Genomic DNA, 1,169 nt, shown 5'->3' with positions numbered 1-1,169 from the left:
ATGGCTAAGGCTAAGTTTGAACGTAATAAGCCACACGTAAACGTGGGTACAATTGGTCACGTCGACCATGGTAAAACAACTTTAACTGCTGCAATTGCAACAATTTGTGCAAAAACTTACGGCGGTGAAGCTAAAGACTACGCAGCAATCGATTCTGCACCAGAAGAAAAAGCACGTGGTATTACAATTAATACTTCACACGTAGAATACGATTCTCCAATTCGTCACTACGCTCACGTAGACTGCCCAGGTCACGCCGATTATGTTAAAAACATGATCACTGGTGCTGCTCAGATGGACGGTGCGATCCTTGTATGTGCTGCGACTGATGGTCCAATGCCACAAACTCGTGAACACATCCTTCTTTCTCGCCAAGTAGGTGTACCTTATATTCTTGTATTCCTTAACAAGTGTGACCTTGTTGATGATGAAGAATTACTTGAATTAGTAGAAATGGAAGTTCGTGAACTTCTTTCTACTTATGACTTCCCTGGTGATGACACTCCTATCATCCGTGGTTCAGCACTTGCTGCACTTAATGGTGATGCTGGTCAATATGGCGAATCAGCTGTACTTTCACTTGTTGAAGCGCTTGACTCTTATATTCCAGAACCAGAACGTGCTATCGATAAAGCATTCTTGATGCCAATCGAAGATGTATTCTCTATTTCTGGTCGTGGTACAGTGGTAACAGGTCGTGTAGAATCTGGTATCGTTAAAGTCGGCGAAGAAGTTGAAATCGTTGGTATCAAAGATACAGTTAAAACAACTGTAACTGGCGTAGAAATGTTCCGTAAACTTCTTGACGAAGGTCGTGCGGGCGAGAACTGTGGTGTTCTTTTACGTGGTACTAAGCGTGAAGACGTACAACGTGGTCAAGTACTTGCTAAACCAGGTACAATCAAGCCGCACACTAAATTCGACGCAGAAGTATATGTACTTTCTAAAGAAGAAGGTGGTCGTCATACTCCGTTCCTTAACGGTTACCGTCCACAGTTCTACTTCCGTACAACTGACGTAACTGGCGCAATCCAATTACAAGACGGCGTTGAAATGGTTATGCCAGGTGACAACGTTGAAATGTCAGTAGAACTAATTCACCCAATCGCAATGGACCCAGGTCTACGTTTTGCGATCCGTGAAGGTGGTCGTACAGTTGGTGCTGGTGT

The 1,169-nt window shown here is 43.8% G+C and carries 1 protein-coding gene; it reads left to right on the top strand.

The genetic code is table 11. The features are described from left to right. Nucleotides 1–1,169: elongation factor Tu (tuf, locus tag FY049_RS22165; RefSeq protein WP_446084425.1), on the top strand; the 1,169-nt coding region annotated here is incomplete at its 3' end.

The sequence above is a fragment of the Acinetobacter sp. 1125_18A genome, from assembly GCF_052824985.1.
The sequence above is the reverse complement of the archived record's forward strand: the minus strand, read 5'-3'. Positions and strand labels throughout refer to the sequence as shown.